The 24,182-nt window shown below is 37.3% G+C and carries 17 protein-coding genes; 6 read left to right on the top strand and 11 right to left on the bottom strand.

Annotated elements, in window-relative coordinates; all coding sequences use genetic code 11:
- Positions 1-60 precede the first annotated feature (60 nt).
- From K4422_RS04565 to K4422_RS04580, 4 genes are all read right to left on the bottom strand, one after another.
- Positions 61-3,231 carry a DEAD/DEAH box helicase gene (locus K4422_RS04565; RefSeq protein ID WP_230709412.1) on the bottom strand — a complete coding sequence of 1,057 codons (3,171 nt, stop codon included), beginning with the start codon at positions 3,229-3,231 and terminating at the stop codon, positions 61-63.
- Between the two features lie 48 nt (positions 3,232-3,279).
- Positions 3,280-6,396 (bottom strand): AAA family ATPase, encoded by a 3,117-nt coding sequence (locus K4422_RS04570; RefSeq protein ID WP_230709414.1) that lies wholly within the window; start codon positions 6,394-6,396, stop codon positions 3,280-3,282.
- A 55-nt stretch (positions 6,397-6,451) separates the two neighbouring features.
- Positions 6,452-7,579 (bottom strand): exonuclease SbcCD subunit D, encoded by a 1,128-nt coding sequence (locus K4422_RS04575; RefSeq protein WP_230709417.1) that lies wholly within the window; start codon positions 7,577-7,579, stop codon positions 6,452-6,454.
- Between the two features lie 227 nt (positions 7,580-7,806).
- Positions 7,807-8,424, bottom strand: a complete 618-nt coding sequence (locus K4422_RS04580; RefSeq protein ID WP_206904511.1) for a lysophospholipid acyltransferase family protein — start codon at positions 8,422-8,424, stop codon at positions 7,807-7,809.
- A gap of 229 nt (positions 8,425-8,653) precedes the next feature.
- Here K4422_RS04580 and K4422_RS04585 point away from each other — a divergent pair, with 229 nt between their 5' ends.
- The 3 genes from K4422_RS04585 (at position 8,654) to K4422_RS04595 (ending at position 11,870) form a co-directional block, all read left to right on the top strand.
- Positions 8,654-9,388, top strand: a complete 735-nt coding sequence (locus K4422_RS04585; RefSeq protein WP_206904509.1) for a tRNA1(Val) (adenine(37)-N6)-methyltransferase — start codon at positions 8,654-8,656, stop codon at positions 9,386-9,388.
- Complete coding sequence (locus tag K4422_RS04590) at positions 9,378-9,653, top strand: GIY-YIG nuclease family protein (protein WP_230709419.1); 276 nt, start codon at positions 9,378-9,380, stop codon at positions 9,651-9,653. Before K4422_RS04585 ends, K4422_RS04590 begins: the two co-directional genes overlap by 11 nt.
- A 93-nt stretch (positions 9,654-9,746) precedes the next feature.
- Complete coding sequence (locus K4422_RS04595) at positions 9,747-11,870, top strand: serine hydrolase (RefSeq protein WP_230709421.1); 2,124 nt, start codon at positions 9,747-9,749, stop codon at positions 11,868-11,870.
- 65 nt (positions 11,871-11,935) lie between these two features.
- Here K4422_RS04595 and K4422_RS04600 read toward each other — a convergent pair whose 3' ends face one another.
- The 4 genes from K4422_RS04600 to K4422_RS04615 form a co-directional block, all read right to left on the bottom strand.
- Positions 11,936-12,289 carry a fluoride efflux transporter FluC gene (locus K4422_RS04600; protein ID WP_230709423.1) on the bottom strand — a complete coding sequence of 118 codons (354 nt, stop codon included), beginning with the start codon at positions 12,287-12,289 and terminating at the stop codon, positions 11,936-11,938.
- The gene (locus K4422_RS04605; RefSeq protein WP_230709425.1) at positions 12,286-12,669 is read right to left on the bottom strand and encodes a fluoride efflux transporter FluC; all 384 of its coding nucleotides are present in this window, start codon (positions 12,667-12,669) and stop codon (positions 12,286-12,288) included. Before K4422_RS04605 ends, K4422_RS04600 begins: the two co-directional genes overlap by 4 nt.
- A 93-nt stretch (positions 12,670-12,762) precedes the next feature.
- Positions 12,763-13,323 (bottom strand): elongation factor P, encoded by a 561-nt coding sequence (gene efp, locus K4422_RS04610; RefSeq protein ID WP_206904491.1) that lies wholly within the window; start codon positions 13,321-13,323, stop codon positions 12,763-12,765.
- 98 nt (positions 13,324-13,421) lie between these two features.
- Entirely contained in the window at positions 13,422-14,357 is a 936-nt protein-coding gene (locus tag K4422_RS04615; protein WP_230709427.1) for a cation diffusion facilitator family transporter, read from the bottom strand.
- Positions 14,358-14,501: 144 nt separating this feature from the next.
- Between K4422_RS04615 and K4422_RS04620 the strand changes: the two genes are divergently transcribed.
- Positions 14,502-15,704, top strand: coding sequence for a DUF2075 domain-containing protein (locus K4422_RS04620; RefSeq protein ID WP_230709430.1), 1,203 nt, complete (start codon positions 14,502-14,504; stop codon positions 15,702-15,704).
- A 272-nt stretch (positions 15,705-15,976) separates the two neighbouring features.
- Here K4422_RS04620 and K4422_RS04625 read toward each other — a convergent pair whose 3' ends face one another.
- Genes K4422_RS04625 through K4422_RS04635 form a run of 3 tightly spaced genes read right to left on the bottom strand, consistent with a single transcriptional unit; the run spans position 15,977 to position 21,005 of the window.
- On the bottom strand, positions 15,977-17,611 hold the full coding sequence (locus K4422_RS04625) for a glycoside hydrolase family 13 protein (RefSeq protein ID WP_230709433.1): 1,635 nt from the start codon (positions 17,609-17,611) through the stop codon (positions 15,977-15,979).
- Positions 17,608-19,233: a glycoside hydrolase family 13 protein gene (locus K4422_RS04630; RefSeq protein ID WP_230709435.1), complete on the bottom strand. Its 1,626-nt coding sequence runs from the start codon at positions 19,231-19,233 to the stop codon at positions 17,608-17,610. The genes K4422_RS04625 and K4422_RS04630 overlap by 4 nt, the downstream gene beginning before the upstream one ends.
- 14 nt (positions 19,234-19,247) lie before the next feature.
- Positions 19,248-21,005 (bottom strand): glycoside hydrolase family 13 protein, encoded by a 1,758-nt coding sequence (locus K4422_RS04635; RefSeq protein WP_230709437.1) that lies wholly within the window; start codon positions 21,003-21,005, stop codon positions 19,248-19,250.
- Positions 21,006-21,373: 368 nt separating this feature from the next.
- Here K4422_RS04635 and K4422_RS04640 point away from each other — a divergent pair, with 368 nt between their 5' ends.
- Together K4422_RS04640 and K4422_RS04645 are read left to right on the top strand one after the other, a co-directional pair.
- Positions 21,374-22,630, top strand: coding sequence for an extracellular solute-binding protein (locus tag K4422_RS04640; protein WP_230709438.1), 1,257 nt, complete (start codon positions 21,374-21,376; stop codon positions 22,628-22,630).
- Positions 22,631-22,831: 201 nt separating this feature from the next.
- Positions 22,832-24,181: a carbohydrate ABC transporter permease gene (locus K4422_RS04645; protein WP_206904482.1), complete on the top strand. Its 1,350-nt coding sequence runs from the start codon at positions 22,832-22,834 to the stop codon at positions 24,179-24,181.
- Position 24,182: the final 1 nt, after the last annotated feature.

The raw sequence follows: 24,182 nt of genomic DNA on the forward strand, positions 1-24,182 counted from the left end.
AAAAGGCAGTAAGACTACTTTTTAGTGGTCCTACTGCCTTTTATTTTACCTGTCGTTCATTTATTCTCCCGCACTTAAAATCATGCGGATATCTGCTTCTGTCAGTTGTTGGAGTTGTGTTTCATTGCCCTGGATAACTTTTTGGAACAATTCCCGTTTGTCTTGTTGCAAGGCATTCATCCGCTCTTCAATAGTTCCTTCTGCAATCATGCGCCACACTTCAACTACTTTTTCTTGACCAATCCGATGAGCGCGCCCGGCCGCTTGTTCTTCTACAGCCGGATTCCACCATAAGTCGTAAAGGATCACCGTATCTGCTCCGGTCAAGTTCAAGCCAGTTCCACCAGCCTTTAGAGAAATCAAAAAGACATCCTTCTCCCCTTTGTTAAAAGCATCTACCATTTCAATCCGATTTTTTGGTGGTGTACTCCCCCGCAAATAAAAACTATCATAACCTAATTTAGCTAACTCTTCTTCAATAATTGTCAGCATACCGGTAAATTGCGAGAACAATAAAACCCGCCGGCCATTTTCTTGAGCCGCTTGAATTAGATCTTTTACTTGCTCTAATTTACCCGACGTTCCGGTATAATCGTCAATGAATAATTTCGGATCACAACAAATTTGCCGCAAGCGCGTTAGGCCGGCCAAAATACTAATTCGATTTTTCTTAAAGGCAGCCGCATCCATTTGACTGATTTCTTCGCGCATTTGCCGTAAATATGCCAAATAAATTTTCTTTTGATCTTCGGTTAAGGCACTGTAATAATTGGTTTCCAATTTTTCTGGTAAGTCTTTTAAGACGGTGGCTTTATCCCGTCGTAAAACAAAAGGCTTAATCATTTGGGCAATTTGTTCGGCTGATAATTGGCGATAACGTTGCTGACTTGGGAAAAAGCCTGGCATAATCATTTCAAATAACGACCACAATTCTTCTAAATTATTTTCAATTGGGGTCCCACTCAAAGCAAACCGATTCGGAATAACTAAAGAGCGTAAGGCTTTTGCTGTTTTTGTAGCCGCGTTTTTCACCATTTGAGCTTCATCTAGGATTAATTGGTCTAAAGTTAATTCTTGATAAAGGGCAATATCTTGACGCAAACTAGCGTAAGAGGTGATGTAAATATCCACCGGTTGACTTAAACACTGCATCCGCTCATGCTTATTGCCACCCACCACCACTGCTTTCAAACTTGGGGCAAATTTCTTTAACTCCGCTAACCAGTTGAAAGTTAAACTAGCCGGTGCCACGATCAACGTTGTCCTACTAGCTTTTTCTTGCTTTTCTGATAAAAGATAAGCAATGGTCTGTAATGTTTTCCCTAAACCCATTTCATCGGCCAAAATTCCGCCAAATTGGTAATGAGACAACATTTTTAACCAACGAAAACCCGTTACTTGATAAGGGCGTAAGTCCGCATTTAAACCTTCAGGCAAAGCCACAGGATAGTTTTCAGGATGCGTTAAATCTTTGGCCATTTGGGTAAAGTTATCACTAAACGCGACATTCGCTGTTTTTAGCTGCTCTTGTAAAACCAAACCTTGATTTAACGGCATTTTTATGACGCCGTCTTGACTATTTGTTTGTCGCAATTTTTGTAAAATCGCGCTGGTTTCTTGAAATTCTGGTGTTTCCAGTGACAATATCTGCCCATTAGTTAGCGTGTAAAAAGCATCTTGATTTAATAAGCTTTGCAAAATATTATCAATTTCTTTTTCACCAATACCTGAGATATCAAAGTGAACATCTAACCAAGAACCATCACTGTCCACTTTAACTTCTGGTTCAATCTTATGGGCATCCAAATACAATTCTCGCAATTTTTTACCCAGCTTAACTGTACCTAATTGTTGTAAAGTTGGCAGTTCCCGCGTGAAAAAATAATACAGTCCACTGCCAGTCGGCAAATCTTTACTAAAGCCGGTATCATTTTCCACGTAGTCTTGTTGTTGCAACAAATGACGTGCACGATCTTCTTTTTGGTAATCCCTTAGTACCTCGGGCTGATTTTCTTCAACAACATTATGCGTAGCATCGCTGGAGAAGATCGCATTGCCATATGCAAATTGCAATTCAACTGCAACCTGACCTTTTTTCTTACGCAAGATAAAACTGATTGCTAAATCTTCATCGCTAATATAGCGATAAACTTCTTTTGCAATTGTAACATTCCCGATTTGACGCAATAATGGTAAGACTTGCTTAAATAAAACCGATAATTCCTTTTTGGCATAAGGAATTTCTTTTTTTTCTATTCTTTTTAATAACTGATCCAACGTTAAATAAATTTCTTGTTGGCAACTAGACAATGGGTGAATTTGTTCATCGATTACGCCCCAATGATAATAGTTAAATACTTGATCGTAGTCTTTTTCAATTGCTAAAATGAATTGGTCTTCAACTTTTTTGACGGTAAATTCTAGTGGTAATGTAACGTCAGAAAAGACAATTGGATTTAGTTTCTTTTCATCGTAGGAAAATGTTCCGCCTAAATTTCCTAGCATCGTTAATAATTTTTGGCCCCAACCAATTGGAACCAATAAGTATTTTTTGTCTAATTTGCCATTGACTAAAATTCCAGTTTGCCCCATTAATTGTTGTGTCTGTGCCATTCCCCACAAAACATCTAATGCTTCATTAACGTCTGGGCTAAAAGCAGCTGGTTCAATTAGAAAACTATGCTGTTTATTAATGAGGATTTTTTTATGCTCTGAATAGGCTTGGAGAAATTTATAAATATTTTTTACAATATAATTGCGGGCAACACCCCGCTGGCCAACCTTTAAACTAATCCCAAAAACTGCCAATTCTTTATGATAAGGATTTGTCTCAATTGCTTCTATATTAAATTGTAAACGTAACGGTACTGCCGGCCCTTCTGCTACTGGTAATTTTAATTTGGCAAAACCGTTGGTAAACATTTCTGCTGTTGAAAATTTACTTTTGACTGGAACTTCCATACTGCTCATAAAACGCGTCTTGCCTTGTTGACGCAAAAATAATTCGACTGCCACTGTATGTTTACAATAATGGTGTTCTTCCCAGTAAGGGCACTGACAATAATCTTCTTCTTTGGCAGTAGCATCTAAATCCACCAAATATTCTTCACTACCTAATACAACAGCATGCCAAACTTTATTGGCCGGATCCGGCGTTACTGATAGTACTCTTCCTTCATTGAGGTATGTACGCCCTCGTTCAATCACTTTTTCAGGAATACTCCACTTCACCCAAATCTCTCCCATCTAATATTTGCAAACAGCATAAGCTGTTATTTGTTAAGCTAATTTCACTGCAATCTTACTTTGACCGGCACCATTGGTTTTAACATTTATCTGCCTTACAATCTTTTCTTTTAAGGCTGGTACGTGACTAATAATCCCAATTAACCTTCCTTGTGTTTCGAGTGTACTTAAAGCTTCTAACGCCATTTCCAACGCTTCTTCATCTAGTGAACCAAAACCTTCATCAATAAACAAAGCATCAAGAGCAATGCCACCGGTCTTATTTTGAATGACATCGGCTAAAGATAATGCCAAAGCTAAAGCCGCAATAAAGCTTTCACCACCTGATAATGTTTGAACGCGTCTCACTTGCCCTGCATTGTCATCATATATATCGATATCTAGTCCCTTTTGACCACGACCACCATCTGATTTTTCCGCTAAACTAAATTGATAACGACCATTAGTCAGCTGCTCTAAGCGAACATTGGCTAATGTTAAAATTTCAGCTAAATAAGCTTGTAAAACATAGCGTTCTAAACTAGTTTTATACGTATTTTTCCCACTCAATACTTGACTTAACTGTTCTATTTCTGCCAATTTAGCCAAAGATTTTTCGTGGGAAGCAAGCAATGTTTTTAACTTTGCCACTAATTGCTCGTTATCTTTTTGCTGTTCTTTTAAAAGTAAAAGCCGTTGTTGACTTTCACGCAATTGTACTTGCGCGTTTTCATAAGAAACCGCCATTTGAGCAATTTGCGGCATTTCTTGTTCTTTCAAATGTTCTTGTAGCTTTTGTTTTTGCTCTTTTATTAACAATAGCTTATTTTCGTACGTTTTTATTGCTTCTGATACCTCATGTAGTTTTTTCTCGTCTACAAGTTGCTCTAGCAGCTGCTTTTTAGAAAGTTCTCGTGGAGAAGACGCTAAGCTTGTTGTAAGTTGTGCGTCTAATTTTTCCACTTCTAGTTGCGCCTCGTGATGATAATCTGATAACTCTTTAATTTGTGCGTAATAGCTTTTGGCCGCGGCTTTTAAATTTTCACCTGTGGTTTGATCTTTTTGCAATTGTGCATTTAGTTTTTTGATTTCTGTTGTGAAAATTTCAATCTGATGACGTAAAACAGGTGCGTCACTTTTACCAACTTGACCTTGTAAACTTTCAACTTCTCCTTTAAGTCGTTCTAGTTGATTAACTTCTTTTTGGTAGCGACTTGTCAAAGTTTGGCGTTCTTCATTTTTCTCGGCCAATTTCACTGCTATTTCAGCTTGTGTTTCACTTGCCTTTTGAATCTCATTGCCTAGTTGTTCTTGTTGCGCAAAAAAACGCGTGATTGCTGTAAATACATCCTCTTTTTCTCCTATTGTCTGTAACAGGGTAAAATCACGAGTAATCTGCTCTTTTAAGTCGGTCATTTCTGCTTGGGTTTTGAGGATTAGCTTTTGAAATTTATCTGCTTCTTGTGTCAATTGTTCTTGTTTTGTATAGTTGCGGGCAAGCGCCTCAGCTAAATCTGCTCTTTTTTCTTCAGCTGCATTTAATAAAGCTTCACTTTCTGTAACCGTCTTTAAAGTCAAATCATGCTGGGCTACCATAGGATGCTCAGTTGCCCCACAAACTGGACAAGCCTCCCCAGAAACTAGATCTAAACTTAATCGGGCAATCATGGCTTTTGCGTAATTGCTTTTTTGCAAACGGTAGTTTTCTTCTGCGTCCTTTAGCTCTGCTTGCAAATTACGAATCGTAACTTGCAACTTTGTCATTGTATTTTTGGTCAACTGTAACTCTTTGTTTTGAGAAGTTTTTGTTTCAATTAATTTTTCATAATCACGGACTGTTTGCTGTATTTTTGTTAAGGCAGTCATCGTTTTTTGCCACTGGCTGCTTTTTTTTGTGAGCTGTTCTAGCTGACTAAGACTTAGCTGTAAAGTAGCAATAGCTTGATTCAGTATTGTCAGCTCAGCTTGCGTTTTTTCACTAGCAATTTTTTTTGTGGCAAGTATTTGTCGTTGTTGTTCCAATAGTTGGGCTTGGGGAAGTTTCACTTCTAAATTGTGAAGCGACTTTTGCGCTGCCTCTAACTGTGATGTCCACGCTGCTACAGTCTTTCTTTGCTCTTGCCAGATTTCCAGTGCTTCCGCATTTTTTTGCGATTCTTTTTTTGCGATGGCTAATTTATCAGCTTGAAGATTGACTTTACTTGCAGCCAATTTAACAGAATTGATCAGCGGCAGGTGTTGTTGGAGCCACAAAAGCCAATTTTGCTCATCTTTTTTTTGTGTTATCACCGTTTTTTCTAAAGCTAATTTGCTTTCTTCTTCCAAAACTTTTTTTAGTTCATCAAAGCTGCGTTTTAACTCTTCTGCTTGATAGTACTGTTTTTCGGCCGTATTCTTTTTTGCAGTTAAGTTTGCAACCACTTCGGTTTGGTTGGCGACCTCCCTGCCTAATTCTTCTAAATCACCTTGCCAGGCAGTTAGGGTTTCAGTCAAGGTCGAAAAAACAGCAGCAGTTTTAAACCATTTGAAACTATCGACTAAAGCTGCGGCTTGTGTTTGTTTTTCTGCAATACTTTGATTTTTAGCGGCTGCTTGTTCTTTTAACCAAGTTTGCAAATTTTGGTAAATTTCTGTGTCAAACAAGCGTCGTAAAACTTGTTCTTTATCTGTGCTTGAAGCAACGAGAAAATTACGAAATTCACCTTGTGGTAACATGATGATTTTGAAAAACTGGTCTGCAGTTAAGTGTAGTAGTTGATAAAGTTCATAATCGACATTTTTAGTGTATTGTTTTTTTTCGTTTCCTAGTTCGTCATAAATAGTCAGCGTTGTTTTGCCGGCTCTTTTGGTGGTACCAGTCCCCCGCTTTTTAGCTACCTCTTGTTCGGGGCGTCGCATCACTTCGTAAAGTAAGCCGCCGTGGCTAAAAGAAAACGTCACTTCCGTTTCTTCTGTCGGCTGCGCAAAAAGGGAACGCATTTCTTTACCACTACGCAATTTACCAGAGGTTTGACCGAATAAAGCAAAGGTCATTCCATCAAAAATTGTTGTTTTTCCAGCACCAGTTTTCCCGCTGACCAAAAACAAGCCCTGGTCTAAAAAAGCCCCAAATTCAACGGTTTCATCCAGATATGGACCAAAATTTTTCATGCGTAAAGTACGTGGCTGCATCGCGGTGGTTTCCTCCTTGTTAAAACAACTTTCATATATATCTAATGAATTGTCCTTAATCTTCTTTGGTTAATTTTTCTACTGCTTGTAACCCTTTTGCTAACCATTTTTCTTGGTTGGCAGTTAAATCTTCGTTGGTCATTTCAGCAAAAAAATCGCTAACGACTTTTTTCGGCGTATCTGCTCTTTTTTTTAGTTGGGTCAGTTGCGCTTTACTTTCAAGCGGATTTACTCGCTCAATCCCCAAGAGTCTGGGGTAGATTACGCGTAATTGATTCATCAAGTTAGGGATAACCCCACGGTCAGTTAATTGAATGTGTAAAAAATCTTCTCTTGCAATTTTTTGATAAAAAGCTGGTGTCAATAATTCTTCATAACTGGCCACAAGCCTTTGTAAGTCATGTAACGGAGACAAAGGATAAAATGTGCGGGATAAGTCGCTGGTATCAACGATATAAACACCTTTTGTTTGCTTTTCTTCTGAAATCGCATATTTTAACGGTGCACCACTGTATTGTACTGTCAAATGATTAAGAGCAGAATGATTATGCAAGTGACCCAAGGCAACATAATCAAAATCCTGCAATAAATCTACCGGTACACTATCCAAACCGCCTACCATGATTTTTGTTTCAGAATCACTTTTACTGCTACCAGCTGCAAAAAAATGCGCAACTAATACGTGCCGCATATTCGGCTTAAAGTGGCGCTTCATTTCGGCTATTACGCTTTTGATAGCCTCGGCTAAAGTTTTAATGCTATCGTCTTGAAAGTAAACGCGCGCATTAAAGGGCTCAAAGTATGGCAAAAGAAAAAATTGTGTATCTGCTAGTTCCACCGGTTCAAAAGCTTGCGCCAACTCTGTATGTAAATAAAAATCGGTATGACTAAACCAAGGCGTCCCAAAATTTAGGCGTTCATGACTATCATGGTTACCAGATATGGCCAACAGCGGTAATTTATTTTGCAAGTTAAAGGCGATAATTTTTTCATTAAATAAATTGACAGCATCTACTGCTGGTACCGCCCGATCATACAAATCTCCAGCCACTACCACTGCATCAACTTTTTCTGCTAAAGCCAACGATAAAATTTGGTCAATGGCGGCACTTTGTTCTTCTAAGAGATCAAAACCGTTTAATTTTTTGCCAATATGCCAATCTGCCGTGTGTAAAAAACGCAATTTGTACTCCAACCTTTCTAAAAAAGCATCTTCAGACCATTATAACACTTTCAACCCCTTTTCAAAAAGTCACGGCTACTGCTTGTAAAAATGCCTAAAAAAAAGACTTTATCAACAACATCACTTCATTTATGAACAATTAAAATCTACGTGCAAACTTTAAAAATGAGATAATTCCTTCATTTTTGACTATAAAAAAACCAGCGTAAAATACGCTGGTAAAAAAATTATTTAACAATATATTTAAAATTAGGATCAATGGCGCGATCCAATTGATCAAAGGCTGTTTGAATGCGCGTTTCCACCACCGCCATGCCTTCTTTATCAATTTTTTTCACATCGCTAATATCAATGGGTTCACCAAAACGCATGGTAACTTTTTTTCGTTTTAGCAAATCTTTAAAGGTCAATGGTCCTTGGTAAACACAAGGCACAATCTTAACTTTAGCCATTTTAGCAATGAGTGCCATGCCCCCTTTTAACTCAGTGGCATGCCGGGTGCCACTAGGGAACATAATTAAACTTAGATCAGTATTTTTTAACAACTTTACTGGAGTTTTAATGGCAGAAGGACCCGGTTTTTTGCGGTCAACTGGAAAAGCATTGGCGTGAATTAAAATGAAACGCAAAATAGGATTTTTGAATAATTCTTCCTTCGCCATAAAACTGAATTTTTTCGGTCTCGCACCGACTGCCATGTACAATGGGTCCCACCAAGTCCTATGAGGTGCAACTAAAATATAATTTTCATTCTGAGGTAATGCAATCTTATTTTGAAATTCAGAATTACCGTTTAGTACAAATAATAAAAAGCGGACAATGCCCCGCATCATGGTAAAAAACATCTGATCTTCCTCTCTATTTCTCTCATTATCTGCAAGTTGCGTTTTTAATGGGTAAGGAGTAATCCTTCTATTTTTGCCCTTACACAAATTATTTCAAATACAACACGGTCTAAGTATGCAAAAAAAAGTATCTTTTGACAAGCTTTTTTTACCAACAGTTGCACCACTTTATCAGTCGAGTATAATACGAGTAGAGATTTTCAATTAAAAAAAATTGCAGGTGTAAATTGTGTTAAATAAAAATGAACGTATTGATGCTTTATACGCAGAAGGAATTAAGATCATTCAAAGTAAAGATGTCTTTTCTTTTTCCATCGATGCCGTCTTACTGGCAAACTTTCCCAATATTCCCAAGCGAGGTAAAATTGTTGATCTCTGTGCTGGCAATGGGGCGGTTGGTCTTTTTGTCAGTCATAAAACAAATGCCAAAATTGATCAAATCGAAATTCAACCCCGCTTAGCGGATATGGCACAACGCAGTATCGCTTTAAACCATTTGGAAGAACAGCTAAAAGTCTATGAACTAAATTTAAAAGATAGCTTATCGGTTATAAAAAAAGATTCGGTAGAACTGGTCTTGTGCAATCCTCCTTATTTTAAAAACCTAGCGACAAATGAAAAAAATCCTAATCCCCATTTGGCCATTGCCCGCCATGAAATCCACGCGACACTAGAAGATGTCATTGACGTCTCCAGCCAAATGCTAAAGATGAATGGACGCTTGGCTTTAGTCCATCGACCTGATCGTTTTTTAGAAATTTTAGAATTGATGCAGGCCTATCGCATCGCGCCAAAGCGCGTTCAATTTGTCTATCCTAAAGCCAATAAAGATGCAAATATTGTTTTAGTTGAAGGAATAAAAAATGGTAAAAAAGACGGATTTAAAATTTTGCCACCACTAACCGTATATTCCAAAACAAATGAATATACCCCAGCTATTAAGGCGATGCTTTATGGCCAATAAGCATTATTTTTATGTTCTCTTATGCCGAGATAATACTTTTTATGCCGGCTATACGACAGATTTGGCCCGCCGCTTAAAAGAACATAATGACGGCGTTGGTGCCAAGTATACTCGGCTAAAAAAAAGACGACCACTACAAATGGTGCATGCAGAAGTCTTTTTTGATCGCAGTAGTGCAACTAAAGCTGAAGCTGCCTTTAAAAAGTTAAGCCGACTACAAAAAGAAGCCTATTTAAAAGCCCATCAAAAGCAAAATCAACTTTAACTAAATCGTCTAAAAAAAGGGTTCTCTTTTTGCTGGAGGACCCTTTTATGGTACCATCAAAAATGAAAGCGGCAACAAAAAAGGAGGATAACTATGAAAAAGATCGGGTTGATATTCGTTGGTTTGGCGTTAGTGATTTCTTTTTCGTCCAGCACTTTAGCAGCAACAACAAACACGAGTATGCAAGAAGAAGTAACAGAAACAATCACTAGCACCACAAAAGAGACAAGTACCTCGTTACATAATGAACCTATCGCAACAACAGACAGAAAAGATGAAGCACAACTGCAAAAAAATAACACCGCCCCTGCGTTTTATACAACAGCCAGTGAAAAGAAATACTTTACCATTACAACGCCAAATGATAACTTTTGGACAGATTTCACAGCAACACCAGCAGGAATAACAAAAAATTATTTCCAGCAGACTTTCCAAATTTTAAGTAAAATTACCACTTTTGATGATAAAGTCTATTACAAATTGCAAGGTCAAACCATATTTTATGTCTTAGCTACTAGCGGTGTCCTAAGTGATAGTCCACTGGGATTGCCTCAACCTAAAATTCAGTATCTCACCTTCAAAAATGCCACAACATATTGGGGAGATAACACCTTACAAAATGGACAGTCAACCAATCCTTTGACACTGAAAACTTGGCAAAGTCGCAATACTTACCTTCATGCCGATGGTGAGAAATATTTTGATTTATATTCAAATAAAGGAAATTTCGTTGGCTTTATTAAAGCCAGTAGTACCAATATCACCTCAATTGCAGGAACTGCGATTAAACAGCAAAAATATGTAACCTTAACCGCTACAAATTATCCTTTTTTGCAATCTTGGATTCAGAGCACCCCACAAACGACTAAAAAATATTATCAGCAGTCCTTTTTAGTAAAAGAGTTATACCACCATTTTGACGGCAATGATTATTACAGCCTTTACCAACTTAAAGGCGGCAAGCAAGTACGAGTCGGATTTACCAATGTCAAAGCAACCACAACTGCCCCCGGTGGACAAGGAGTTTACCAAAAATTAGGCAAATACGTTACCATTAACAATAAAAATTATCAAATTCATCAAAATTTCAACTGGAAATATCGCAATAAAACTAGAAATCTTTACGGCAAAACATTTTTGGCTCGCGGTCTTTATCGCCATGTTAATGGCGCAACTTATTACACACTTTATAATCAAAAAGGCAACTGGATTGGCTATTTAAATAGTGCCGCCACAAAAATAGCAGCCGGTCCTCAAGGCATTTATCAAAAGTGGGGTAAGAGCGTTGTTTTAACCAACAAAAATCAACCATTATGGCAAAATTTTAAATGGCAAAAGAAAAATACAAGTCAAAAGCTAATGGGCAGTCTGTATGTTGCTAAAGGCTACTACGAGCACGCAAATGGAGCTCGCTATTTAAGTCTTTATACCCAATCTGGCAAATGGCAAGGATACATTAATGCTGGTGCCACAAAACAAGCAACTTCCAAAGCCCAAAAATTAAAACAGGTGCAACAATTACTCAATCGTAAATATAAAAATAAAAATTTAGGCATTTACGTGATGAGTTTAACCGACGGTAGCGTAGCCCAAATAAATGGAAATAAAAATTTTCATGCGGCCAGCACCGGCAAATTACCGGCTTTGTATTATACGCAAAAGCAAATCAATGCCAAAAAGTTAAATCCTTATAAAAAATATCGTTACACCGATGCGATCAATAAAATGTCTTTATCTTATATGCGGGGCGGAGCTGGTATTTTACAATCCAAACGTTTTGGTAACTATTATTCTTTAGATACAATTATGAACTGGACTTGTAAGTATTCGGATAATCAAGGTGCTAATTTCTTAGGCTATTATGGGGCTGATAAATATAGTCAAAAAATGAAAAATGAAATTAGTAGTATCATTGGCCGCAAATGGACGCGTTTTAGTGTGATTAATGCCAAAGAAAATACGCGTCTTTTAAAAGCTATGTATTTTGAAGGAGGCAAGGTGCTGACTTATCTTTCCCATACAACCTATGATAGTCAGCGTTTGCCAAAATATTTGCCAGTGCGGGTGGCTCATAAAATTGGTGATCTCGGCGGCTATGCTCACGATTGTGGCATTGTCTATACAAAAGAACCTTATGTTATTAGTGTAATGACACAAGGTACCGGCTATGAGATTATCTCGCGTATTTCAAAAGATGTCTATCAAATCATGAAATAGAAAATACCCAAAGGACTTTAGCAAAGACAAAATACCGTCTTTTAACTAAATATTCTTTGGGTATTTTATTGTCCCAAACTTCCTACGAAAACCCCCAGAAAGCTTAAAAATAAGCCGCCACCATAAGAAATAGCAAAATAGCGATAAAAAAGTTTAGGTTTTGCCTGCCACAAAGTTAATAATTCAAAATTAAAGGTAGAAAAAGTCGTGTACCCGCCCATCATACCCGTTCCCAAAAACAAATATGCGGCATCACTTAAATGCAAGCCAGAAAATACTCCTAAGATAAAAGCACCTGTTAAATTAATAATTTGGGTCGCCCACGGATACGGATGGGGTCGCTTTTCAAAAAAACGATTAGTAAAAAAGCGTGCCATAGCACCTAACGCAGCTCCCAAACCAACCAGTAGCATATTCATTCTAAGTCCTCCTTATGAGGCTTTGGGCGCCATACTTTTTCTCCTAGATAGGCCATTAAAATTCCACCAAAAATGGATACAGCTAAATAAAGTCCCGCCAATAAAACGTTTGTTTCAAAAAGTTTTACCGTATCTAAAGCAAAGGAAGAAAATGTTGTAAAGGCACCAAAAAAGCCAGTACCCACGCCTAGAATTAACCGGCCGTTGACATCTTGATCGGCCATAATGTGTTTTACTAACCAGCTAAACAAAAAACAGCCCAATAAATTGGCCACCAAGGTTCCTAGCGGAAAGCCATTGACTACAGGTAAACTTAAACCCAATAAATAGCGTGCATTGCCACCAAAAAACGCAAAGAAAGCTACAATTATGTAATCCACTCAAATGCCCCCTCTTCAAAAAAAGTTTTGCTATTAAAAAAGTAGCACAAAAAAACCAAGAGTAAAAGTTGCACCTCTTGGTTTTCATTTCAATTATTTTGCACGTTTGATATACGTACCTTCAGCCGTGTTAATTTCTAAGCTTTCACCGGCTTCAATAAAATCTGGTACGTTAACAACTAAGCCTGTTTCCATTGTTGCCGGTTTACCAGAGCCAGTTACAGTTGCACCTTTAATTGAAGGTTGTGTTTCTGTAACAACTAAGACAACAGTTGTTGGTAATTGCACCCCAATTACTTCAGAACCGAAGAATTGAATTTTAACTTCCATATTCTCCAACAAGTATTTCATTTCTTCTGCAATTGTTTCAACTGGAATTTCATATTGTTCATATGTTTCCAAATCCATGAAAAAGGCTGTATCATCCATTGTATATAAATATTGCACAGGTTTTGTATCGATGTGTGCTTTTTCAAATTTTTCATCAGGACGTAAAGTTGTGTCATACGTCGCACCAGTTCGAACGTCGCGAAGTTTCATTCGCATTACCGTGTTTCCTTTACCTGGTTTATGATGACTCGCATCTAAAACTTTGATTAATTTACCGTCTTGGACAAATGTCATCCCTGCCCGTAAGTCGCTTGCTGCAATCATTGTCTAAATCCTTCTTTCTTGTTATAAAATTCTTTTTCATTGTAGCAAACAAGACGCGTTTATGCTAGTTTTAGCCAAAATTCTCATTTAGCCTCTTTTTATTTTCTAACGTAGTTGGGATCGTATTCGTCTGTTTCGATATAAATATAGGCTTTTTTATCTGGCAGACTTTGACGAATTTGGCGCTCGATCTCATTTACAACCCTATAACTATGGGCTTCTGCTTCATCAACGATGTCAATTTTTGCGGCAATCATAATTTCTGTTGGCCCCAAGTGCACAGTCTTAATATCAATCAGACGTTTTACTTCTGTGCGCGAAAAGGCTGCTTTAATCTTTTTCAAATCACTAGCAGTAACGCTTTCGCCAATAATTAGACTATAAAATTCCCGTGCTAGAAAAATTGCAGCGAACATTAACAATAGACCGATTAATAACCCGCTTAAAGCATCAAATAGTGCATTGCCGGTTACCATGGTTAAAATAGTTCCCATTAAAGCTATTACTAAACCAATCACTGCACAAAAATCTTCGGTAAAAATAATTAAAATTTCGCTGTGACGGCTTTCTCTTAAAAAGCGAAATAACGGTAACTTCTCTTCATTCAATTCCTTAATTTCTTTAAAGGCAATGCGTAGTGAGCTCCCTTCTACTGCCATCCCAAAAATTAAAATGATAATCACAAGCCATTGGTTACCAACTTCGTGAGCCGGATGAAAAAGCTTTTCCATTGCTTCCATCACACCTAAAGCACCACCACCAAAGAAAAGCATCATCGCGACAATGGTACTAAAAAAATACTTTGCTCGCCCCTCACCAAACTGATGCAACTGGCTGACCGGACGTGCCGCCCACTTATCCCCGATTAGCAATAGCGCTTGATTGCTACAATCGACGACACTATGAATACTCTCGTTTAACATTGCGGCACTCCCGCTTAACAAGTAGCCGACAAATTTACTAATCGCCACTAATATATTGGCAACTAAAGCAGCAATTACGGCCATCATCCCTTGATTTGTTTCTTTTTCCATTTTTCTCATCCCTTTTTTTAATTAATTGAAGTCTCTTCTTTATTATAAAGAAACTAGCAATTTAGCAAAAACAATAGCGCTTTTAAAACAAAATATTCTACAAATACTCGCAATTTTTCTACAATAGTTTTAGGAAGTGATTAAATGGAAACTTTAACTAGCAGTTTTATTTTGCCAAAAACAGCAAAACTCGATGACAACCAGCAAAATGTAGTCCGCAAAATTTTAGATTTTAGTGCAACAAATATTCCTTGTGACAAAACAGCTGTCTTTGTTTTAAGTGGTGAGGCTGGCGCGGGAAAAAGTATTGTTTTAGCCAGCGCCTTTGAAAAGCTGCAAAAACTAAGTCGGCAACCTAACACCGCCTTTAGCGGTTTTGACAATAAATTATTGGTCAATCACAACGAAATGTTGAAGATCTATAAAGAATTAGCCCAGCAATCTACTTATTTATACAAAAAAGATTTCATGAAACCAACACCTTTTATTAACCACTATCAAAAGGAGCATAAAAAAGCTGAGATTATCATGATTGATGAGGGGCATCTCTTATTGAGTAAGTCAGATCCATTTAATAAATTTCAACAGACAAATCAATTAGTCGAAATTATGAAATTAGCCAAGGTCGTTATTTTAGTTTTTGATTTTGCACAAGTAATAAAATTGAAAAGCTATTGGCAACCTAACTGGTTAAAAAGTCTATTAAAGGACTACCCTACCCAATATTATTACTTAGATCAGCAATATCGGCTCCAGGATGCCAAAGTGACAGACTGGATTAATGCCTTTGTAAAGGGGCATTTAGCCCCAAAACCAACAACAAAAAACTTTGAGTTAGAATTTTTTGCCGATGGGCTGTCTCTTTACGAGAAAATCAAAACTAAAAATCAGCAATTTGGCCTATCCCGATTACTAGCTACTACTGATTTCCCCTTCACTGTCTTGGACGATAAAAAATGGTTTGTAACCGCCGGAAATTTGAAACTTCCCTGGGACAAACTTAATTTTACCGATCGCCCTTGGGCAGAACGCCCCGAAACTATTAATGAAGTCGGCTCGATTTACACGATCCAAGGCTTTGATTTAAATTATGCCGGAGTCATCTTAGGACCGAGCGTAAAATATGATGAAGCAGAGGAAAAAATTTACATTGACAGTAATCTTTACGAAGATCATGAAGCCTTTAAAACCAGAACAGATGTTGCTTCATTAGCAAAAGCAAAAAATGAGATTGTCGCAAACAGCATCAATATTTTATTCAAACGCGGAAAATTTGGTTTATATATTTATGCTACCGATGCTACTCTCAGAAAACATTTACTTGCATTAAAGAACACAAAAATATAAAACTGGCACTTACTGAGATATTTTCAAGCTAAATTTTAAAATGATTTAGTTTGTCATACCTGATACGGTCAAAAATGATAGCAAATAAACCAGACAGCATTTGATAAACAGGAATAATAAATGGACCTTTTGTTTCAAAATTGCGCGCCAAAACAATAATACTCCACCATATTTATTTCATTAAATTTAGCAAGTAAAAAAAAGAATATTGATAGCACAAAAAAAGCGAGCCGACCTTAGTGGGGCTCGCTTTTTTGCTAGATTATAAATTATCAGCTATTTGATTGCTCCACGAATAACAAAGCATCGTAAGGACCAAATGTCATTTCTTTTGTTAATTTTTTAGGGGCGGTTTTGTCGTTTGTAATATAAGACTGCCAATTTTTCTGCCAGATTTTTTTGGGCAACGTTAATTTTCTAGTTTTTGGGCTGATATTGGTAATAATTAAAAACTGCTTTTCCCCTTTTCTTAAATATGCAAAAATATCAGGGTCATTTTGAGCCAATAATTCAAAGGTCCCAGTTGCAAAAGTCTCCTCTTGTCTACGTATTTGAATCAATTGACGATAAAAATTCAAGACCGAGTCAGGATCTTCTTTTTCAGCTGCAACATTGATTTTGACATAATTGGGATTGACTTTCAGCCAAGGTGTACCTGTAGTAAAGCCAGCGTTTTTGCTATCATCCCATTGCATTGGGGTACGAGCATGATCACGACTCCAAGAAGTGGCAAGCTGCAATGCTTCTGCTTCACTTTTATTTTCAGCTAGCAGCCGATGATAAAAAGAAAGGGTATCTTTGGCATCCACTTCTGAAATTGTTTGAAATGGATAATTTGTTGCGCCTAATTCTTGCCCTTGATAAATAAAAGGCGTCCCACGTAATAATAAATACATCATGGCTAAAGCTTTCGCTGATTTCTTGGTTTCGTTGCCTAAAATTGTGTTAAAGCGTGGATTATCATGATTTTCAAGATATAGGGCATTCCAACCTTTTTTACCTAAATCTTTTTGCCAACGGGCGATAACTTTTTTAAAGCCTAATAAATCAATCCGTTCGCTTCCAGCAACACCTTTTCGAACATTATGTTCCAATTCAAAAATCATATCCAAATAACCTTCTGAATCTGTCCAATTAACCGCTTTTTTACTGGAAACGCCACTGGCTTCTCCTACTGTCATCACATTGTATTCATTAAAAATTTGTTGTAAATCCTTCATATAATTGTCAATACCAGCTACATTCATGAAAGGTGCCCAGGGATTATCTTTAATTTTAAAATTCCAAGGTTCCTTTTGGATATGGCTGATGGCATCTAATCGAAATCCATCAATTCCCAGTTCTAACCACCAGCGAATCATTTGGTAAATTTCAGTACGCACAGCTTCATTTTTCCAATTTAAATCCGGTTGTTCTGGCGCAAATACGTGAAAATAAGCCTGACCACTTGGTTCATCGACCGTCCAAGTTGAACCGCCAAAAAAACTCTGCCAATTATTCGGCAAGTTAGCGGGCGTAGCATTCTGCCAGTGATAATAATTACGGTACGGATTTTCTTTACCTTTTTTTGCTTCCACAAACCAAGGGTGCTGATCGCTGGTGTGATTGACTACTAAATCCAAAATAATTTTTAGATTTTCTTTGTGGCACGCCTCTAAAAGTTCCTTAAACTGTGCCATATCACCATATTCGGCCGCGATGTCTTTATAATCAGAAATATCATAGCCATTATCTACATTGGGAGATTTGTACATGGGATTTAACCAAATAAAATCAACTCCCAGTTCCTTGAGATAGGGAATTTTGGCAATAATTCCTTTAATATCCCCAATGCCATCCCCATTACTATCATAAAAACTACGGGGATAAATTTGATACCCCACTGCATTTTGCCACCAATTGGTCATGATTTCACCACTTCCACGACAAAAGCATCCCAAGGCATAAGTACAACTTTTTCTAATTGACTTGGCGTAGGACCGTTGGATAAAATCAGTTCCTTAATTGCACCGTCGTAATGAAATTCATTTGCTTCACTAGCAAAGTTTGTCACAACAAGCCACGTTTTTTCTTTGAAGTTTCGTGTATAGGCAAAAACTTCAGGAGCTGTTTTTAATAGGTGAAAATCCCCCCATACCACTAACGGGTTGTCTTTTCGTAATTGAATCAATTTTTGATACGTATAAAAAAGTGAATCTTTATCCGCTAATGCTTGGGTGACGTTTATTTTAGGATAATTCTCATTTACCGTAAGCCACGGTGTACCGGTCGTAAAACCAGCGTGTTGACTATCGTCCCATTGCATGGGTGTTCTGGCATTATCTCTTCCTTTAACATTGATGGCATTTATAATTTCAGCTGGTTTATATCCTTGAGCGAGGCGTTCATGATACATGTTAATACTTTCAATATCGTCAACTTCTTCAATGGCACTAACCAAATGATTGGTCATGCCAATTTCTTCTCCTTGATAAATATATGGCGTCCCTTTTAGTAAGTGTAATAAAATCGCTAACAATTTACCGCTTTTAACACGATAATTTTTTTCGTCTCCCCAGCGGGAAATAATGCGGGGTAAATCATGGTTGTTCCAAAATAGTGAGTTCCATCCTTCATCACCTAGTTCTGTCTGCCATTTGGCAAAAACTTCCTTCAATTGCGCCACTGCAAGGGGGCGTAAATCCCATTTGCTTTTTTGGGGCTGTTCATCTAATGCGACATGTTCAAATTGAAAGACCATGCTTAACTCTTGGCGTTTAGGATTCGAGTATAATTTGGCAATTTCAGGTGTTGCTCCCCATGTTTCGCCGACGGTTAACAAATCGTGTTTACCAAAAGTTGCTTTGTTCATCTCTTGTAAATAGTCATGGAGTTTGGCACCATTGCCGGTAATCATCTTTTCTGGCACTTTGCCGATCAAATCAATGACATCCATACGAAAACCGCCAATTCCTTTTTCAATCCAAAAATTCATCATATCATAAACTGCCTGCCGCACTTTTTCATTGGCCCAATTTAAATCAGGCTGCTTTTTGGAGAATAAATGCAAGTAATACTGCCCACTTGCTTCATCAAATTCCCAAGCGCTGCCAGAAAATGTCGATCCCAATTCATTGGGCGCGCTGCCATCTGCTTTAGGATCGGCCCACACATAATAATCGCGGTAGGTATTTTCCTTGCCTTTTTTGGCTTCAAGAAACCATTGATGCTCATCAGAAGTATGATTGACTACTAAGTCCATCACAATTTTGATGGAACGTTTTTTAGCTTCAGTAATTAGTCGCTCCATATCCTCCATTGTGCCAAATTCGGCCATAATCGCTTCATAATCTGAAATATCGTAGCCATTATCATCATTAGGAGAGGCATAGACTGGGGATAACCAAATCGCACCAATTCCCAGTTTTTTTAAATAATCTAATTTTTCAATAATACCGCCAATATCGCCAATTCCATCACCATTGCTGTCTTTAAAACTGCGGGGATAAATTTGGTATACAACAACTTCTTGCCACCAGTGTTTTTCCATTTTTTTCACTCTTTCTAATCCTCTTTTGTAATGACAAAACCTTTAGGAGCTAATTTCAGATCGGCAGTAAAGCCATTAGCCAAAATAATTTCCCCTTTAATAGTTAGAGAGTTCGCATTTTCGCCCAAATTGAAATAGCCGATAATTTTTTTATCTGCTAATTTGCGTTGAAGTACAATTTGCTGTTTAGCTAGATCAATATTTTCCCAAATCATTTGACCTTCTGATAGTATTTTTGCAAAGTCACGGCGAAATTTGACCAGTTTTTTGAAAAAGGCAAACATATCCAAGTCCTGATCTTCTTCTTGCCAAACCATACATTTACGACAATCTGGATCCATTTCTCCTGTCATGGCAAATTCATCGCCGTAATAAATACACGGTACTCCGGGTTGTAAATAAGTAAAAGCCTCTACTTGTTTCATTAAGTCTTTATCGTTTTTTGCCTCCGTTAAAATTCGCGGTGTATCGTGGGAATCTAAGACATTAAATTGCACTTGGTTGGTTTGTTGGCGATAAAGCATTAATTGCCGATTAATTTCCGATACCATTTTTTCTAACGTGATGTCTTTTTTAACAAAAGCACCGGAAATGGCATCTGTATATGCGTAGTTCATTACAGCGGTAAATTCATCACCATTAAGCCAACTTTGAGAAGAGTGCCAAATTTCACCTAAAATATAGAAATCATCTTTGGCTGCATCACACACTTGCCGAAATTCCCGCCAAAAAGTGTGATCGACTTCATTGGCGACATCCAAACGCCAAGCATCAATATCAAATTCTTTAATCCAATACGCTGCAATCTCCAAAAGATATTTTTTTACTTCTGGATTTGCTGTATTTAATTTTGGCATATGGGGAGTAAAAGCAAAAACATCATAGGTAATATCATAGGCATCTTCAAAATCTTTTCCTTCTTTATAGCTAGCTGGAAATTCATTAATGTGAAACCAATCAGCATATTTTGAAACGGCACCATTTTGCAAAACATCTTGCCATTGTGGTGAAGTATCCCCCATATGATTAAAGACTGCATCTAACATTATTTTGATGCCCCGTTTATGACATTCCGCTACTAATTTTTTAAATAATTTTTTATCGCCAAAGTCTGGATCAATTTCAAAGTAATCGATCGTATCGTATTTGTGATTGGAATGGGCTTTAAAAATCGGACAAAAATAGAGACCGTTAATTCCAAGTTCGGTGAAATGGTCTAAGTGATCTAAAACGCCTTGTAAGTCGCCACCAAAAAAATCTTGACGATCAGGATCTTTTGAGCCCCACGGCAGCGTTCCTTTTGGATCATTACTTTTATCCCCGTTGGCAAATCGCTCTGGAAAAATTTGATACCATACTGTATTTTTTACCCACGCTGGTGCTTTAAAGCGATCAACTTCATGAAAATACGGCATTCTAAAATAGTTATTCGGCATCTTTAGGTATTCTTTTTCAGCTGGAAAACAGCCATGATCGCCATAAAAAATTTCACTATCATCTAAACCGACAACTTTAAAGCCATAAGCCATGCGTTTATATGGTTCACTCGTTGCTACCACCCAATAATCATGCAATTCAGTCGTTAAATATTTTTCCATTACTAATGGTTTTTGATACCACTTTTCTGCTTCTAAAGTATAGGTATCCCCATGAAGAAGTTCTACTTTTTTCACATCATTTTTGGCTGTTTTTAAGCGAATGTGCATGAGATCTTTTTGATATAGATAGGCAAACTCGCTATCTGGACGGTGATTAATTGCTGCTGTATTCATCAAATCGCACCCTTCTTTTTTGATTACTCACGATATTTTTCATGAGAAAAAGTTCATTTCGGCTTCATTATGACATATTAAAATTTGAATTTCAACGAAATTACCGCAAACGATTGCATTTATATTTTTTTGCTTCTTTGCAAGTGTTACTAAAATGACCGATTCTTATTTTCGTTCGCAAAATTAGTCTATATCGTCAATTGTTTTCGTTATATACGTAAAACTTTTATGGAACTTTCAATTTGTATCACGTGTTTAAAAAAAGCAAAAAAAATATTTCAAATAAATTGCTTGACTATTTCCGCAATCGGTTGCATAATACATTTTGTAAGCGAAATCATTTAAATAATTTTTGGGAGGAACAAGAAATGAAATCAAATTGGAAAAAGTTATTGATGGGTGGCGTAGTTTTAAGTTTATCTGCTATGACATTAGCAGCTTGTGGTTCAAGTGATTCAAAAGATGACAGCGCAGATAACTCATCCGCAAAATCTGAAGAAGTAAAAGGTGATTTAAAAGTATGGATTGATACTGAACATATTCCAGCTATTAAAGAAGCTGTTGCTGATTTCCAAAAAGAATATCCCGATGTAAAAGTAACCATTAAAGCCGGTCAATCTGCTGACGCTAAAGCAGATGTTTCAAAAGACCCAGAAAAAGCTGCTGATGTTTTCATGATGCCCCACGATCAAATTGGTCAAATGGCAGAAGCTGGTCTTTTGTATCCCGTTGGTAAAAAACAAGCAGAAGAAATTAAAGAAAATAATACCGAAGCAGCTGTTAACGGTGTTACTTGGAAAGATAAAATTTACGGCTACCCTTATGGTGTTGAATCACAAGTTCTTTACTATAACAAAGCAAAATTATCTGCAGATGATGTAAAAACTTGGGCAACGTTAACCCAAAAAGGTAAAATCGGGACAAACTTTGCTGAAGCAGGTGCCAACTACATCTTTGGTCCATTATTCATGAGTAACGGCAATGTTTTATATGGTGAAAATGGTGAAGACTTAAAAGGAACAAACTTCAATGATGAACAAGGTGTACAAGTTCTTGATTGGATCGCTAAACAAAAAGATAATGCCGGTGTCGTTCAAGCCAACGCATCTGCCTTATCAAACTTACAATCTGGTAAAACAGATGCTTTCCTTTCTGGTCCATGGTCTAAAAATGATGTGAAAAAAGCATTGGGTGATAACATGGCTGTTGCAGCTTACCCTACCATTGATTTTGGCAATGGTCCAAAACAAATGAAAGCTTTTTTAGGTGTTAAAGTTTACGGTGTTAACCAACAAACAAAAGCACCACTAGCAGCCATGGCATTAGCAGACTACCTAAGTGGTAAAGAAACACAACAAAAAGAATTCGAAGTAAACGGCGTAATTCCTGCTAACAAAGAATTACAAGAAGATAGCAAAGTTAAAGAAGACGCTGTCGCAAAAGCAGTTATGGAAATGGCTGACCCAGAACATTCTGTTGTAATGCCCAAATTACCAGAAATGGTTTCATTCTGGCCACCAATGGACGCTTTGATTAACGACACTTACAAAGGTAAAATCGCCGCTAGTGACTACCAAGCAAAATTGGATAAATTTGTTGCTGATACATCTAAATCAGCAGAATAAATCGTTATTAGTTTGACGCAAGTGTAAAATTTAAGGCCGATCAAAAAATCCCTGCAGATTTTTTCGCTCGGCCTTTTTAGTTAAGAAAGCTTGGCAATGCAGCTAGCTTTCAAACACAACTGGGAGTTTTGTTCAATTCTCCTTATTCAAAATTCCTCTTTTAAATACAAGCAGGAAAAACGAAAGTTAGGTGAAGACCACATGTTCAAAAAGAAAAACTATGAAACCCACATCACCTTTAGAGAGCTTTTTAAAAAAGGTGATCTGCCCACTAAATTATCTTTTTTCATTATGGGTGCTGCTAACCTGGCAAACAAACAAATTCCAAAAGGTCTTTTGTTTTTAGCCAGTGAAATTGGCTTTATTTATTGGCTTGTAACCAATGGTGCTCACGCCTTAGCGATGCTTCAAACCTTAGGCACAAAAAAACAAGGTTTGGTTTATAACGAAGATTTAGGAATTGAACTTTTACAAAAAGGCGATAATTCCATGTTGATTTTACTATTTGGGATTGCGGCTATTTTAGTCTGTGTTTTATTAATCATTTTATATGTTATCAACTTAAAAAGTGCACGTCACCTTTTTGAATTAAAACTATCTGGCGATAAAATCCCTTCAACTACGCAAGACTTACGCAGCTTATTAAACGAACGTTTCCATGTTACGTTAATGTCTGTCCCATTAATCGGTGTCTTGTTCTTTACCGTTTTACCGCTTTTATACATGATTTCCATCGCCTTTACGAACTACGATCATAATCACTTACCACCAAAAAGCTTATTTACTTGGGTTGGATTACAAAATTTTGGTAATGTCATTAGCGGTGATATGGCCGGAACCTTCTTCCCCGTCTTAGGCTGGACCTTAATTTGGGCCATCTTTGCAACTGTAACCAATTTCTTTTTTGGTATTATCTTAGCCTTATTAATTAACGCAAAAGGCATTAAATACAAAAAAATGTGGCGAACACTTTTTGTTATTACAATGGCTGTGCCGCAATTTGTCTCTTTACTTGTCATGCGTAATTTACTAAATGATGCGGGACCAATTAATGCCATCTTACAAAATTTAGGTTGGATTTCTAGCTCGATTCCTTTTTTAACAGATCCAATTTTAGCAAAAATTACCGTTATTGTTGTCAATATGTGGATCGGGATTCCAGTCACGATGTTAATTTCAACTGGGATTATCCAAAACTTGCCAACTGATCAAATTGAAGCTGCTGAAATTGATGGGGCGAATAAATTCCAAATTTTCCGTAACATCACTTTCCCACAAATCCTATTTGTCATGACACCAGCTTTAATTCAACAATTTATCGGCAATATCAATAACTTCAACGTTATCTATCTATTAACCCAAGGTGGTCCAACCAACTCTGACTTTTACGGCGCTGGTTCCACTGACCTTTTAGTTACTTGGCTTTATAACTTGACTGTCAATACGATGGACTATAATTTAGCCTCTGTTATCGGTATTTTGATCTTCATCTTATCAGCAGTCTTTAGTTTAATGGCCTACACGCGTACAAATTCATTTAAGGAGGCGTAAA

This window comes from Enterococcus sp. SMC-9, from assembly GCF_021011285.1.
GTDB lineage: Bacteria > Bacillota > Bacilli > Lactobacillales > Enterococcaceae > Enterococcus_C > Enterococcus_C montenegrensis.

Coding starts and splice junctions, on each gene's coding strand:
- K4422_RS04645 (WP_206904482.1), top strand. CDS start 22,832: ATGTTCAAAAAGAAAAACTATGAAACCCACATCACCTTTAGAGAGCTT.
- K4422_RS04620 (WP_230709430.1), top strand. CDS start 14,502: ATGGAAACTTTAACTAGCAGTTTTATTTTGCCAAAAACAGCAAAACTC.
- K4422_RS04640 (WP_230709438.1), top strand. CDS start 21,374: ATGAAATCAAATTGGAAAAAGTTATTGATGGGTGGCGTAGTTTTAAGT.
- efp (WP_206904491.1), bottom strand. CDS start 13,323: ATGATTGCAGCAAGCGACTTACGGGCAGGGATGACATTTGTCCAAGAC.
- K4422_RS04630 (WP_230709435.1), bottom strand. CDS start 19,233: ATGGAAAAACACTGGTGGCAAGAAGTTGTTGTATACCAAATTTATCCC.
- K4422_RS04600 (WP_230709423.1), bottom strand. CDS start 12,289: ATGAATATGCTACTGGTTGGTTTGGGAGCTGCGTTAGGTGCTATGGCA.
- K4422_RS04590 (WP_230709419.1), top strand. CDS start 9,378: ATGGCCAATAAGCATTATTTTTATGTTCTCTTATGCCGAGATAATACT.
- K4422_RS04580 (WP_206904511.1), bottom strand. CDS start 8,424: ATGTTTTTTACCATGATGCGGGGCATTGTCCGCTTTTTATTATTTGTA.
- K4422_RS04595 (WP_230709421.1), top strand. CDS start 9,747: ATGAAAAAGATCGGGTTGATATTCGTTGGTTTGGCGTTAGTGATTTCT.
- K4422_RS04625 (WP_230709433.1), bottom strand. CDS start 17,611: ATGACCAATTGGTGGCAAAATGCAGTGGGGTATCAAATTTATCCCCGT.
- K4422_RS04635 (WP_230709437.1), bottom strand. CDS start 21,005: ATGAATACAGCAGCAATTAATCACCGTCCAGATAGCGAGTTTGCCTAT.
- K4422_RS04570 (WP_230709414.1), bottom strand. CDS start 6,396: ATGCAGCCACGTACTTTACGCATGAAAAATTTTGGTCCATATCTGGAT.
- K4422_RS04615 (WP_230709427.1), bottom strand. CDS start 14,357: ATGGAAAAAGAAACAAATCAAGGGATGATGGCCGTAATTGCTGCTTTA.